The sequence below is a fragment of the Nostoc sp. genome (assembly GCF_036919555.1).
Classification (GTDB): Bacteria; Cyanobacteriota; Cyanobacteriia; order Cyanobacteriales; family Nostocaceae; genus Nostoc.
Genome location: NZ_JBALCS010000006.1, coordinates 104,893 through 119,517, shown reverse-complemented (window position 1 = coordinate 119,517; position 14,625 = coordinate 104,893). Strand labels below are relative to the sequence as shown.

General features: G+C 41.1%; 12 protein-coding genes. 5 read left to right on the top strand and 7 right to left on the bottom strand.

Annotated features, from left to right (window positions below; translation table 11 throughout):
* Nucleotides 1-4: 4 nt before the first annotated feature.
* Nucleotides 5-907 carry an alpha/beta hydrolase gene (locus tag V7K36_RS01625; protein WP_335112625.1) on the top strand — a complete coding sequence of 301 codons (903 nt, stop codon included), beginning with the start codon at nucleotides 5-7 and terminating at the stop codon, nucleotides 905-907.
* A 217-nt stretch (nucleotides 908-1,124) separates the two neighbouring features.
* The gene (locus V7K36_RS01620; protein ID WP_335112623.1) at nucleotides 1,125-2,795 is read left to right on the top strand and encodes a phosphatidylglycerol lysyltransferase domain-containing protein; all 1,671 of its coding nucleotides are present in this window, start codon (nucleotides 1,125-1,127) and stop codon (nucleotides 2,793-2,795) included.
* 584 nt (nucleotides 2,796-3,379) lie between these two features.
* Here the strand turns inward: V7K36_RS01620 and V7K36_RS01615 are convergent.
* Nucleotides 3,380-3,988, bottom strand: a complete 609-nt coding sequence (locus V7K36_RS01615; protein WP_334827327.1) for a site-2 protease family protein — start codon at nucleotides 3,986-3,988, stop codon at nucleotides 3,380-3,382.
* Between the two features lie 715 nt (nucleotides 3,989-4,703).
* Here V7K36_RS01615 and V7K36_RS01610 point away from each other — a divergent pair.
* Entirely contained in the window at nucleotides 4,704-4,979 is a 276-nt protein-coding gene (locus V7K36_RS01610) for a DUF485 domain-containing protein (protein ID WP_335112621.1), read from the top strand.
* Nucleotides 4,980-5,153: 174 nt separating this feature from the next.
* Complete coding sequence (locus V7K36_RS01605) at nucleotides 5,154-6,722, top strand: sodium:solute symporter family transporter (RefSeq protein ID WP_335112619.1); 1,569 nt, start codon at nucleotides 5,154-5,156, stop codon at nucleotides 6,720-6,722.
* Between the two features lie 102 nt (nucleotides 6,723-6,824).
* Here V7K36_RS01605 and V7K36_RS01600 read toward each other — a convergent pair whose 3' ends face one another.
* The 5 genes from V7K36_RS01600 to V7K36_RS01580 all read right to left on the bottom strand — a co-directional run bounded on the left by V7K36_RS01600 (nucleotide 6,825) and on the right by V7K36_RS01580 (nucleotide 11,029).
* Nucleotides 6,825-7,610 carry a hypothetical protein gene (locus V7K36_RS01600; RefSeq protein ID WP_335112616.1) on the bottom strand — a complete coding sequence of 262 codons (786 nt, stop codon included), beginning with the start codon at nucleotides 7,608-7,610 and terminating at the stop codon, nucleotides 6,825-6,827.
* Nucleotides 7,611-7,981: 371 nt separating this feature from the next.
* Nucleotides 7,982-8,257: a hypothetical protein gene (locus V7K36_RS01595; RefSeq protein ID WP_335112614.1), complete on the bottom strand. Its 276-nt coding sequence runs from the start codon at nucleotides 8,255-8,257 to the stop codon at nucleotides 7,982-7,984.
* A 610-nt stretch (nucleotides 8,258-8,867) separates the two neighbouring features.
* Complete coding sequence (locus tag V7K36_RS01590) at nucleotides 8,868-9,014, bottom strand: hypothetical protein (RefSeq protein ID WP_335112612.1); 147 nt, start codon at nucleotides 9,012-9,014, stop codon at nucleotides 8,868-8,870.
* Between the two features lie 24 nt (nucleotides 9,015-9,038).
* A complete protein-coding gene (locus V7K36_RS01585) occupies nucleotides 9,039-9,881 on the bottom strand; it encodes a tetratricopeptide repeat protein (protein WP_335112611.1) in 843 nt (280 codons plus the stop codon).
* A 227-nt stretch (nucleotides 9,882-10,108) separates the two neighbouring features.
* Entirely contained in the window at nucleotides 10,109-11,029 is a 921-nt protein-coding gene (locus tag V7K36_RS01580) for a ribonuclease D (protein WP_335112608.1), read from the bottom strand.
* A gap of 448 nt (nucleotides 11,030-11,477) precedes the next feature.
* Between V7K36_RS01580 and V7K36_RS01575 the strand changes: the two genes are divergently transcribed.
* A complete protein-coding gene (locus V7K36_RS01575) occupies nucleotides 11,478-11,921 on the top strand; it encodes a BON domain-containing protein (RefSeq protein ID WP_335112606.1) in 444 nt (147 codons plus the stop codon).
* 1,160 nt (nucleotides 11,922-13,081) lie between these two features.
* Here the strand turns inward: V7K36_RS01575 and V7K36_RS01570 are convergent.
* Nucleotides 13,082-14,461 (bottom strand): cytochrome P450, encoded by a 1,380-nt coding sequence (locus tag V7K36_RS01570; protein WP_335112730.1) that lies wholly within the window; start codon nucleotides 14,459-14,461, stop codon nucleotides 13,082-13,084.
* Nucleotides 14,462-14,625 lie beyond the last annotated feature (164 nt).

The window sequence follows — 14,625 nt, the reverse complement described above, 5'->3', positions numbered from 1 at the left end:
GAATATGAAGATTTATAAATTTTTAATCAGCTTCGTAGGAGCGATCGCACTCCTGACTACCGCCGGTTATTATTATGTATTCATCTTGGGTGCGCCACAACTAGACCCGCCCCCAGAAGAGGCAGATACTGGGCTAAAGTTTCAATTAGCAACCTTCAACTCCCAAGCAATGGGTGCAGTCCGTAACTACGGTGTGATTTTGCCCCCTAGCTATAACAAAAATCAGCAAAAGCGCTACCCTGTGATATTCTTATTGCACGGTGGTCATGATGATGCTCGTGCTTACGCTGATAAATACGGACTCTTAGACGTACTGCATGAACTTTATCAAAGTGGAAAATTACTGCCATCCATTGTGATTACACCTGATGGTAATGATAATCGCGGTTCGAGTCCTTTGTTTGATCCTGATTATTTTGATGGGCCGAATGGCAAAGTGGGGACTTTGATTGGATCAGAATTAGTACAAGTTGTCAAGTCGCGCTACCGCACTTTAGAAAAACCCCAGTTTTGGGCGCTGGGAGGTCTATCTTCTGGGGGATGGGGGGCTTTTAATATTGGGTTACGCTATCTCAACAACTTCCAGATTTTGTTTAGCCATAGTGGTTATTTTACGGATAATAGTGGTTCACAAAATAGTCCCCAACAAATCGTGCAACAGCTATCAGTTGAAGATAGGAAGCAATTGCGTGTTTACCTGGATGCGGGTCTGAATGATAGTAATTTACTGGCTTCTACCAAAACCTTCAACGAAACCTTAAATAAATTAGGCATTGCTCACGTATTTTATGCATTTCCTGGAGGTCATGGTTTGTCTGGTGCAGATATAGGCTGGAACTACTTTCACAAACATCTCAAAGATTCGCTCTCGTATGTAGGTGAACAGTTTAAAAAAGTTAAGAATTAGGAGTTAAAATTTGAAAAATCAGGTTCTACCGCTTCCCTTGTGCTAGGGCATTAAAATTAAGGTGTTATGGAGAAAAGTTCAAAACATTAAAGCTTAATCTGTATAATTAACACAGCCGATAAAACTGGTTTGTTTATTATTTTAGTCAAGAAAGAAAGTGCTAGAGCCAAAACTTCTAATTCCTAACTTGTAACTCCTAATTAATACTTTTAGACTAATGACCAATAATTTAAAAACTCAGATTGCACTTTGGAGTGCAGCTTTCCTTACAGGTTTAGTCGGAGTAGTAAATTTGTTGTCAGCAGTGACACCTAACCTGTCTGTGCGGAATCAGTGGTTAAAGGAACTTTTACCATTTGATATTCGTGCCAGTGGTCATATATTTGCAGCGTTGACTGGGTTTGTTTTACTAGCACTTGCTACTAATTTATTACGCCGAAAAAGAATCGCCTGGTTACTGACGATTACTTTACTAGTGATTTCCATTTTCAGCCACTTGCTGAAGGGACTGGACTATGAAGAAAGTCTACTCTCTGGAGTTTTACTGGTGCAATTAATTTTGATGCGCCATTTTTTCACGGCGCAATCAGACCGTCCTTCCATTGCACGGGGAGTTCGAGCGCTGATAGGTGCTTTACTATTTACCCTGGCATACGGAACTATTGGATTTTACTTGTTAGACGGCAAGTTTTCAGAGAATTTTAATTGGCGTGAAGCGATAGTTCAGACTTTGGCGATGTTCTTCACCGAGGATAATTGGGGACTACAACCAAAGAGCCGATTTGGAGAATTTTTTGCTAATTCTATCTATATTATTGCCGCAGTTACTATTACATATGCAATAGTAATGCTATTGCAACCTGTGTTTTGGCGGAATCTGGCAACTACACATGAGCGGCAAAAAGCTAAACAAATTGTTGAGCAATATGGATGTTCTTCTTTAGCAGCGTTCACACTCTTAAATGATAAAAGTTATTATTTCAGTCCTTCGGGTAATAGTGTAATTGCTTATGTTCCTAAAGGACGGGGCGCGATCGCCTTAGGAGATCCCATCGGCCCCATTGAAGACCGGAAAGAGACAATTATTGCTTTCCAGCAGTTTTGCCAGCGCAACGACTGGTATCCTGGATTTTACCAAACTATGCCCGATGATGTTGAGCTTTACAAGTCATTGGGGTTTAAGGTACTCAAGATTGGAGAAGAAGCGATCGTTGACCTGAAAAGTTTTACGTTACAAGGTAAAGCCGGTAAAAACTTTAGACCATCAATCAATCGTTTAACTAAGCTAGGATACCAAATCGACTTTTACCAACCACCCATCGCCGATGCTTTGTTGCACCGACTCAAACCTGTGAGTGATGAATGGCTGAAAATGGTACAAGGTTCGGAAAAACACTTTTCTTTGGGTTGGTTTGAGGAAGCTTACCTGCGAGAGTGCGAGATTGCTGTGGTGCATAATCCCGAAGGTCAAATCAGCGCCTTTGCCAACATTCTTCGGGAGTACCAACTCAACGAAGCCACTATTGACATGATGCGACACTGCTCGTCGATTGAAAATGGCACAATGGACTTTCTATTTATTTCCCTGCTCCAACATTTTAAAGAGTCTGGCTACGACAGCTTTAATTTCGGTCTTTCTGCCCTTGCTGGAGTTGGAGACAACCCAGAATCACGCCGCTTGGAGAAAGTATTGCACTATCTTTATGGGCATTTGAATCGCTTCTACAATTTCAAGGGACTGCACGCTTACAGAGAGAAGTTCCGCCCCCGTTGGGAACCACGTTATTTGGTTTACCCCAGTTTAGCCGCCTTACCCGATGTAGTTGTGGCATTGATTCGCGCAGATTCAGGCGATCGCCTTTTTGATTATTTCAAACCCGGAGCGTAAATAACAAATTTATACAAAATCACTCAGGGAAGCCAAAGTTAGAAAGAAAGCATCTATTTTGGCGATAAGATCCCCGACTTCTCAAAAAATTCGGGGATCTGTCGGCTTAAACTATCACAAATCAAATAAGATTACTACAGCAGATTGCAAGTCAGGAAGGTACAAAATGCAAGACTTAAAATCAGATAGATATAAAAAGTTTCTATCTCCTGCCGACGCTCGCAGACTCGTTCAGCAGTTAGTGCCGCTAATAACCTTAATCGCATCAGCCCACTTGCAATCTGATCTCATTTAGTCATCATCATTTTGATCTCTCCAATCTGGTTCAATATAATCAAAATCAATCCTTATTTTTGTGGTTATTATTTCAACTTCATCTACTTGTATATCTTTTGAATTTCCTGTTTTTCAATTAGTTGTTTTATTTTATCAAATTCCATTTTTTTGCTCCTATGAAAACTATGTTAACAAGTGTGTAACTTTTCGATTGCGCTACCTGCCTCCTGCCTCTAAACCCGTAGCTTCGTACTTTATACAAAGGAAAACTGCTGTAAATAACCTATTTTTGCTTAAAAAGCTGGTCATTATCCTCCAAGCGCCGACTGAATAACCAAATGAGCAATGCCACTAAGTCCCGTTCCAAATTCTGGAATTATAAATATAAGCATCATTGCAAAAATTCCGAATTGATTATATTGCAGTGGCTTTAGCTGAGGAAAAATTTCACTGAAAACATGAAAACCATCCAGTGGTGGAATTGGCAGCAGATTAAATAGAAATAAGGTCAAATTGATTCGAGCCGCTAAGTAAAGAAATTCCCCGCTCAAAAGTCCTGAAAGACTCGGATTAGACAAAAATTTCAGTATTAAAATAAATAGAATTCCTAAAGCCAGATTTGATAATGGGCCAGCTGCTGATACCAAAATATTGCCTAGCTTCCCAGAGCGAAACTTAGATGGGTTGACGGGCATTTGTCCCCAAGCTATACCCATGAGACAGAGAAAGATCAGGGATTCTTTCCCCATGTGAACTACAGGATTAAGCGTGAGATGACCAGTTTGTTGTGGAGTGTTATCTCCCTGACTCATAGCAGCCCAACCGTGAGCAAGTTCATGCAAAGTGATGGATAATATCACAATTACAACGATTCTGAAAAAATAAATCGGCTCTGTGATGAGTGTTTGGATAAACATAATTTACTAAATTTTGGTGATGCCCTATCTATGTATTAGCAAGTTATTGATATAAATATCACTAAAGCATTTACTGACACCACCACAGTAATTATTGGTATATTTTATAAATCAAAATTTACTACTTTTATTAATCTCAGTTGATTTGATAGCTTAAAAAAACATTTCATAAGACTTGAAGGATTTTAAAACCTAGTAGTATTTACGTAAATATTTCTATTTTTAGTATAAAAAGTAGTAGTTTGATTAAAAAAGTAGTAAATACCAGTACAGACGAGCTTTATTTGGTATAACTGCATCTATATAGGATCAGTATTTGATTTCTGAAAAGATACGTAGGGGAGCCAGTGCGTTGCGGAGGTTCCCGACGCTCGATGACTCGCTAACGCTGCGCTATCCGTTGTAGCAACTGGCGTTGTGTTAGCGACAGCGTAACGCACCATCATCAAGGGTTTGGTGCGTTACGAACTGCGTTCTAACACACCCTACAATACCTAATTTTGTTCAAAAATCAAATATGATTCCTATAGATAGTTTTATGTTTCTCTGACTCAAAACAGAGTCGCTATTGTCTTTTTATTTTGGTATATCACTTGGCAAAGTTAATTTTATTACCTGAAATAGCAATAAATTTACTAATAATCTTTAAGAAAATTACGCAGAAATCAACTTCAATGAGACAATCTGACCTAATCTTCTCAACCCAAAGGAAGACATGAGCGATCGCACAAAGGCTCTCCAGGCTCTCGCAGCTGAACGTTGGCGGGTATCCCTGATTCTCAGTGGAGCCATGATGTTTATTTACTTTGGCTTTATCCTATTAATCGCGTTCAATAAGCCCCTGTTGGGGTCATTAGTAGTTCCTGGCCTGAGCCTGGGAATTTTACTAGGGGCGCTGGTAATTGTCTCAGCATGGGTATTAATTTTTATCTACGTGCGTTGGGCAAATAGTAGTTATGACGACCAAATCGCCAAGCTGACACGCAAGTGAATTAGCTATTAGCAATTTCTAAAACACCAATTCAGTAATCCTGGAAGAACCTCTCCCCCAACCCATCTCCGCTTCGGAGAGGCGAATTTGGCTCCCCCTTCCCTTATAGGGAAGAGGGGGCTGGGGGGTTAGGTTTTTTCTAATCCCAAATCCAAAATACTAAACCAAAAAAGCATGAATAGTGTGTGGTTCGATCTGCCACTAGCGGCGGATATTACCAGTCTTGGTCACTTTAACCCGTTAGCGATCGCTTTCTTCTTTCTGTTTGTTGCCAGTTCTTTAGGCATTACCTATTGGGCAGCAAAGCTCACCAAAAATACGGCACAATTCTATACAGCTGGCGGTAAGATTAGCGGTTTCCAAAATGGGCTGGCGTTGGCGGGAGACTTCATGAGTGCAGCTAGCTTTTTAGGTATCACTGGGCTGGTGGCACTCAACGGCTTTGACGGCTTAATTTATTCTATCGGCTTCCTGGTGGGCTGGCCGATAGTCATGTTCCTAATTGCCGAACCACTACGCAACTTAGGTAAATACACCTTTGCCGATGTAGTAGCTTATCGTTTGCAGCAAAAACCTGTACGCATAGCATCGGCGATTGGAACGCTGGTAGTGATTAGCTTTTACTTAATTGCTCAGATGGTAGGCGCTGGTGAGCTAATCAAACTATTGTTTGGCTTTGATTATGAATTAGCTGTAGTCATCGTCGGTTGCGTGATGATGGCTTATGTGATTTTTGGCGGGATGATTGCCACCACTTGGGTACAAATTATCAAAGCAGTTCTGTTGCTCGGTGGAACTATCTTACTAGCTATCTTGGTACTGGCACGATTTGGCTTTAACCCGATCGCTCTTTTTGCCGCCGCATCACAGAAGTATACAGGTGTATTAGCTCCGGGCAAACTGGTTTCTGATCCCTTTGATGCTATCTCCTTGGGGATGTCGTTGATGTTCGGCACTGCTGGACTACCCCACATCCTGATGCGTTTCTACACAGTACCCGACGCTAAAGCAGCACGGCTCTCTGTTACTTATGCGACAGCAATTATTGGCGTTTTTTATCTCCTTACCTTCATCCTTGGCTTTGGAGCGATGGTGCTAGTAGGTCAAGATGCTATCAAGCAAATTGGGACTGGTGGTAATATGGCTGCGCCGATGTTAGCAGAATTTCTCGGTGGTGATGCTTTCTTAGGCTTTATTTCTGCTGTTTCCTTTGCAACTATTTTGGCAGTTGTGGCGGGGTTGACACTCTCAGGTGCGGCTGCACTATCTCATGATTTGTGGGTGAACGTGGTGCGATCAGGTCATGCTGACGAGTCAGAACAGCTGAAGGTAGCTCGCGGTGCGACAATGGTTTTGGGGTTAGTGGCGATAATTCTGGGTATTTTGTTTAAAGGGCAAAACGTTGCTTATATGGTAGGTTTAGCATTTGCGATCGCAGCTAGTGCAAACTTCCCAGCCTTGCTCTTATCAATGCTTTGGCGACGCTTCACTACTAACGGTGCGGTTGCGAGTATGTTAGTAGGTACCGTCTCCTCTTTAGTGCTGATTTATTTATCACCGACTATTCAAGTAACGATTCTCAAGCATGCTTCTGCACCCTTTCCTTTGAAAAATCCTGGATTAATCAGTATCCCACTGGCGTTTATTGTGGCGATCGTCGTTTCACTCTTGAGTACTGAACAGGAGGCACTAGAAAAATTTGCGGAAGTTGAGGATCGCATCCACATTGGTTCTGGAATGTGATTTTGTCAACGCACAAACAAGTCTAAGCGGCGAAAGCCGTTTAGAACTACGTGGAAATGCGTAGCATAACGAGTGATTAGCATTGGGGGTAAACTTAAACAGTTACGAGCGATCTTGTGTCCGTAAAATAGTAGTACCAACAGAACCCGCTAATTCCACATCTTCTAAAAACATTTTATTAACAGTCTTTTGACGGTAAATCATCATTTCCCGCACCCAAGAGTCATGACCTTGCTCCATGTACTTACCAATACAGTAACCAGAGTATTCAATATGCTTAGTTTCGTCGAAAATCAACAAATCAGACATTCGAGTTACTTTTGCTAAGTTCTTAGGTGTAGCATATGCTTGCAGTACTGGACGCAACAATAATTGTAGGATCAATGCCCGAATTTCTAAGAGATTGATTTGGATAATCTCATCCATCACCAACTTTTCATCGATTATTTGAGCCGAAGAAATAGGTATTAGGGGCGGATGCTTGTGGTGATAGTATTGCGGAGAAAAGGCTTTCAACTGTGTGCGGAAATCTGCTTCTATTTTCGTCGGAAAAATAATATTCAACAATGCCACAAACATTAGTGAGTGGCGCGACTCATCAATAGAGTGATTTCTCACCAACTGGGCAAACTCCTGATTTTCGATCTGCTCTGAGAATTGCCAAACTTGTTTAGAACCAGATCCTTCTTCAACGACGTTACTAATCAGGGAATTAGAGAACCACTCAGCATTACGAGCAAACTGACGATAGGAATTACCGTACCATGCCATACCGTGTGGTGGTGGATGAATTTCGCAAGCCTGTCTCAAAACACTTTGATAATCTTCAAGAATCTGGCAGTTATAACGTTGTAGATAATTGAGCGCCAACTCACTAATATTGTTCATATATTTTATCTTAAAAAAACTATATTTAGTATAATTCCTACCCTTGATTGGATAATTATTAGTAGCACATAGCTCTTAAAGCATAGGTGTAGATATAAACCTTAGAGGATATTTGAAAAGTATTGGGCGAATATAATAGAGCCTCCGGCACGCTGACGCGAACGCTATTACACAAACGAAGTCAGCTTTGAAGTTCTGAACGCCGGAAGTCGGCGCTCAGACTTCTCTCTACGCGGACTAATAAAAAATCAAGGGTTTTAAATCCACGCAGGTGGGTAAAGTCCCGTGCAGCCGCGATTAATAGTCGCCAGAGCTAGTAATAAATTAGACTTTTCAAACATCCTCTTAAAGTTAATCTTTCAATTTAATGATTAGTCGTTCTTGCATTTGGGTGGTACTGCAACGATTGTAATTGTAAAAGGGCGCTTGGGTGGTACTGCAACGATTAGAATTGTAAAAGGGCGCTTGGGTGGTACTGCAACGATTAGAATTGTAAAAGGGTGCTTCGGAGGAGATGGACAGTTACTACTACCAGTCGAGATATCTTTTGCCACGCTTGTACCACCTTTGATTGCCTCCATGTCTTCTAGACTTAAATCAAAACTAATTAGTTCGTTATCTAGATTCTCTAGTTTTACATTTTCCATCTGTTTAACCTCAATTTAATTAGTATCAACCGGAAAGAATCTCTAAATACACAAGCTTCTTTCTGAGTTTAAGAACTTAAACAACGCTTTTCAAAGAATTCGTTGCTTAATTTATCTTGAAGATTCACTATTATTTTACAAACTAGCATTCTTACTGCACAGTTTGGTAATCATTACATTATGTAAAAGGGACATAAGTAATTTAGTTAGGTCAAAGGCGAATGGTCCGCTTGAAAAGCTAAAAGCGATGAAAGAAAAAAAGGATTGCAGCCTTTTAATGCCATTGAGCAGTGGTTAGATGGGTCAGGCGATCGCATTCTTGATAGACGTGGGAGCGCCATCGCTCTCCATTGCAGGTGCTGCGTAATAGATGCGGTAATGATACTGTAAAATAAAAAAGGATTCAGAATCCAGAATTCAGAATTCAGAATACTCCACCCATGAAGGGATGCTGCGATTCGTTCAGTATAAATAAGTAGCAATACTTAGGGACGACTGGCAAGGAAAAAGAAGGGAGCAATCCAACAGAACCTTGACTACTTGATAGTCATGTAGGTGAGGGCATAAGCCCAAGTCCTACTCCACAGGTGCAGTGGTAAAAGCACGACCCCTACTGATGAGAATAGCCATCAAGTTGGTAAAGCGGGGCGAAAGAAGGTAGCCGATAGCCCAAAGTCGGTAATCCCTTTAGGAAGAATCCATGAGCAGCGAAAGCGAAAGATGCAATCGAACCATCGTGACTCAGTGGTCTGTTCACTTTTAACTAAAACCCTGCTTTTGCCTACTGTCCAAGTTCTTTGATGTTATTCATCACTTGTTGGTATAAATCGTTGTTACCTTGACTTTGAAAAATGCTTGCTGCTTGTTGCAAGTCCTTAAGCGCTCCCTGTTTGTCTCCATTGGTGGCGCGGGCATTTCCCCGGTTATTGTAGGCAGGGGCAAAGTTAGGATTGAGGCGAATGGCTTCATTGTAATCCGCGATCGCTCCCTGTGGATCTCCATTGGCAACACGAGCATTTCCTCGGTTATTGTAAGCTTGAGCATATTTGGGGTTGAGGAGAATCGCCTGGTCAAGATCATCCATTGCCCCTTTTTTCTCTCCATTGGTGGCGCGGGCATTCCCCCGGTTATTGTAGGCTTCAGCATAGTTGGGATTAAGGCGAATCGCTTCACTGTAATCTTTGACTGCTTCTCTGTTGTTTCCTAGTGAAGCGCGGGCATTCCCCAAGTTATTGTAGGCTTCAGCGTCGTCAGGGTTGATGCGAAGTGCTTGATTGTAATCTGCGATCGCTTTGTCCTTGTCTCCCAAATCAAAGTAGGCTAATCCCCGACCGTTGTAGGCAGCGCCATATTGAGAATTTTGATCAATTGCCTTACTATAAGAAGCGATCGCGGCTTGCAAGTCGCCATTTAAATGCTGATTCTTTCCCTGAATATAGAATTTCCCACCAATGGAAGTTGTCACTGAACGACGGCTAGGTGGACTGACTCCGATTTCTGTCACCAATAAATTGTCATTCTTACTGCAAGAAACACTACTAATTGCGGTCAATGTAGTAAAAATAGCTATGGTAAATAAAGTATTTACCCTTGTTCGCTTTTGCCTAAATAAACGCCGTCTCATAAGTTATTATAAACTGCTATAACACCTGAACGCAATTAGTACCAAAATCTAGATTTTCATTTTTTAACTCAATAATTATTCTAACTTTTTATATAAGTTTAAAGTTCATTTACAAATTAACCTAATATTCAATAGCTTTTTTTAATGGTTATTTCTCGAAGCAATTATCAACTATCAAGTATAAACCTTGCTAGATAAATTCTGGCATTTGTAGCCTGATGAACAATTTACTCATCCTCCGTTTCATTCTCTTGAGTTTTGGTATTTAGCCGCCAAGACGTGGTTTTTTCAATATCTACAGACAGATGTTCCAGATTTTGCCCTAAATCTTTTTGGAGTTTCTGAGTTAGTGTGATCGGAAAATCTAAATCAATACCTTGGGTTTGTGCTAGCCTTGCCAATTCTGTAAATGCAGCTTTGACTGTAGTGCGCTCATAACTAGTCAGCTTATAATCAGAAGTTTCCGATATATTCTGAGCTTGCATAGCTTTTTTCATGCGTTCTTGTAAATGCTCAAATTCGGAATTTAACAACTTCCATTGCTGCTCAAGTTGCGAGTATTTGGTACTTAGTGATATTAAGTCTTCCGTTGCGGGGTCGGGACTGGCTTGGGCTTGTAATCCTAACAAATTTAAGTGGATTTGAGCAAGATAAATACAATCTAAGTAAGCATACTCTATCTGTTCTTCAGTTAGGGGACGTTTTCCCCAATCGCTTTTTTGTTCTTGTTTCTCGATATTATTAAAGCTACAAAGTGCAGTAGCTATGGTTTTGAGTTGGTAGTTGGGTAATGGTAAAAGATAGTAGGGAATTTTTTTTGCCATTTCCCAAGTGCAAGTAATATTTTTGGCTTTCTTGTTACCGAGAAGCTTTAGATCATAACTGGCCTTGTGAAAAACTTTTTCAATTGTAGAATTTACCATAATTTCATCAATAAATTCAGCTATGATGTTAGGCTGATCTAGGACATCTAAAAGGTAGACGCGATCGCCACTCATATCTTGAGGATTATCTAATACCTGAATCAGCGATAGGCGGGGATTACGACTTTTATAGTCAGCCACTTCTGTATCTATCCACAACGTTTTAGCGCTGGTATATTCAGTAACAATGGCACGAATTTCGCCGGCGGAAGTAAGGTACGGCATTGGCTAATATTTCCTGATATTTAGGGCATTGTAAGCAAGCCATAGGTTTCTAAAGTAACATTTTGTGGGCACAATATTGCCAAAATGCTGAAGTTTTGAGTTGCGATCGCCAAACTGACTTAAATCTGATAACATCGAGTCACCACTGTGGGATGGCATTGTCTATCATTGAGAAAGCTCCTCAGCATCTACATTAAATTCATCAAGAGCTAGAGGCTCTATGCAGAGCCATCTTGGTTAGCAGCCGTCAGGAAAATTGAATTGGCATTTTTCAAAACTGGCAGCAAAATCTTAGCTTTAGGAAATCGCCCAAGTTTGAATTTTCAGTAATCTGAGCGCTTGCTTAGGCACTTTTGCTACTTCAAATTTAATCGTTTTTTAACATCTGCTCCTCACCATGACACACACCTCAATTAATCGCTTCAAGTACTCAATTCGGAGATAGATAATGAAAAAGCTTATTCTATTGCTAGTTAGCAGCATTTTGGTAGTTGGTACTTTTGGCTGTCAAGAGGCTCCTAAAACTGGTTCGGAAACTCCTAGTACTACTAATGAAGCTGCTCAAGCACCAGCAACGCCAGCTTCGCAGATAAATCAAACTACTACCAACGTTCCAGCAAAAAAAACGACTCCTTCAGTAACTAGCACCGATGCTGAAAAAACGGCAGCAACCAAAGCTAAGGGCGACTTAAAAACCGAAGTTAGTAAAAATTTGAATAAAGGCTTACCAGGTAATAAGTTACAAGTTGAAAACAAAGAGGGTGAAATTATCCTCAAAGGTACAGCAGCTTCTAAACAAGAACTCCAGAAAGCTGAAACCTTAGCTAAAGAAGTTCAAGGTGTGAAAACGGTGAAAGTGGAAGCAAAAGTTGAAGCTACAAAAAAGCCATAAAAGAATAACTGAAGCTCTCAGTTAATATCGGCATGAAAGCCAAAGCAGGGACTTACGCAGATGTAATATTATGTCCGCCAGATTACCCATAATAAAAGAACCCCACCCCCAACCCCTCCCCGCCGGCGGGGAGGTGAGACAAAGCATAGCTTTGGCGGGGTGGGGTTCTTCGGGTTTAATAAGCAATCAAGCGGACATGATATAAGTCCCTGTTTTTTATTTGCTCAAATCAAGGTAAGCAAATTCGTAGATATAAAACTAGTATTTGATTTTTGAAATACACGTAGGGTAGCGATAGCGTAACGCTCCACAAGCTTGGAATGAATGGTGCGTTACGCTCCGCTAACACACCCATACAAGACTACTGAGGTTTTTTCAAAAACAATTTACGATTTCTATATTAGAACTTACGTATTAACAGGAAATATCAGAAATGGATGATTTGAAAACTACATTTGTTGTAGGGGCAATTCATGAATTGCCCCTACAACTGTGGTATTTGATGATCAGGATTTATTCCAGGACGGAACTATTTGGTATCACTAACAATCCATCTACTATTTTGGGCATCCCATAAAAGAAAAAAGTATATAGAACCAGGAATTACTTTTCCACTGTTCATCAAGTATTTGACTTTAGCATTTACTGTAGCTGTTTGTGCAGTTGCTTCTACCAAACTAACTTGTTCAATATCTACGCTTTCAACCTTTCTCCCCCACCAGTCAATATATGAAAGATAGCCATCTGGATTCCGGCGTTTATTATTTTGATAGCTAGGAGATAGTTGATTCCATCCAGTTTGAAAATCATGTTTATTAATTATCTCAAAATAATTTTTTACAGCTTGTTCTGGTGTTGTTCTATCGTTTTGAGGCTCTGTTGAAGAAGGCAGTTGAGCAGATTGGGTGGGACTAGGAACGTTATTGCTAGGAAATTGCGATCGCAGGGTGATACCAGTTCTTTATGAAGCTGCGCTAAACAAAGCTTCAAGAATAAAGTCGTAAGAGGTGAGAGAAACAATCACCTCTGGTGTAATCTTTTCTAGCACCTTAGCTAATTTACGACGCAGTTGTGTAAGAGTTTTGCAATTTGAGACCCATCACACTTGTACCAAATACACCCTTGGGAATAATTTAGCGCAGCTTCATACAGAAATGGTATTACACCAACGCTGGTGTATTAGCACGCTTAACTTGAGGTGTAGCAACCATCCGCATTCCTGCGGGTGCAGCTATAGTTAACCCACGGCGCACAGGACGCACAGGACGCTTGTTGGCTAGCGATACTTGAAATTCCGACAAAACAGTTGCCAAGACGATTTTCATTTCATACTGGGCAAATGCCATCCCAATACAGCGACGATTACCGCCACCAAAGGGTAAATATTCATAAGGTGAATATTGTCTTTCTAAAAAGCGTTCTGGTTTGAACTGCTTGGATTGTGGGTAAACTTCTTCCCGATGATGTGCTAAATAAATACTGGGGACTATTGCCGTTCCCTCTCGCAGTTCGTAGCCCATAATTTTAATTGGGATCTTCACAATCCGCACGAAAGCAGTCATGAGGATTGGGTAAATTCGCAATGTTTCTTGGCAAACTGCTGTCAAATAGGGCAATTTAGCTACATTACTCAAATCGGGGTTAACTCCAATGGTATTAAGTTCCTCTAGCAACTTCTCCCGCACCTCTGGTAAATGGTCAATCCAGTAAAAAGCCCATGTCAATGCAGAAGCGGTAGTTTCATGTCCCGCAATTAGCAGCGTCATTAACTCGTCGTGTAATTCTTCATCTGACATCCCTTGACCATCGTCATAACGAGCAGCCATCATCAAACTCAGGATATCTTGGCGATTTTGATCAGCTTGGGTCCGACGTTCTCGAAGCAAAGCATAAATAAGTTGATCAATTTTTTGCCGTTGTTGCAGAATCCAACCCCACGGACTCCACGCACCGAAATCTTTTTGGATGAAGCTGAAAAAGAAAGCGCTGGACATTACGGGCGAAGTGATGAAGTCTAGTAAGTCACTTAGCGATCGCCTCAGTGACTCAAAAAGCTCTCCTTCATTCAAACCAAATACAACCCGTAGGATAACACGCAAGGTAATTTCTTGCATCGACTCACGGATCTTAAAAGGCTTGCCAATTTGCCATTCATGACTCACCTGTCGGGATATTTTACAGATATCCTCACCATAAGCCCGCATCCTTTCGCCATGAAAGGGAGGAGCTAATAGTTGCCGTTGGCGCAGATGGCGATCGCCATCTGCTAACATAAAGGAGCGATCGCCAAGCAAAAATCCTAGTCCTATGGCCCTGCCAACCTCAAAATGGCTGGAATCAGCAGTAAAAATCTGCTCAAGTGCTTGGGGTTGACTAAAGTACACAAGATGGTTATCCCCGCGACTACTCCTGATCGTAAAGGTGTCACCATAGATTTTCGCAAAATCATCCAGATATTTCACCGGCTGACCAATAAACTTGATCATCCGCAACCAGCGCGGCATTTGAGGCCCATCAGGCAAATTGTAAGTTGCTGTCATAGAATTTTCTGGAATTGATGGCTTCTGAATTTTATTGTTACGAGTTTTCATGTTCTTGAGAGTCACATAAAGCGGTATATTCTTGTAAGGGAGTTCCAATGAAAAAGTTTCATCACCAGGGACTGAGAACTAGGAACTAGGGACTAGAGATCAGGGGGACAAAA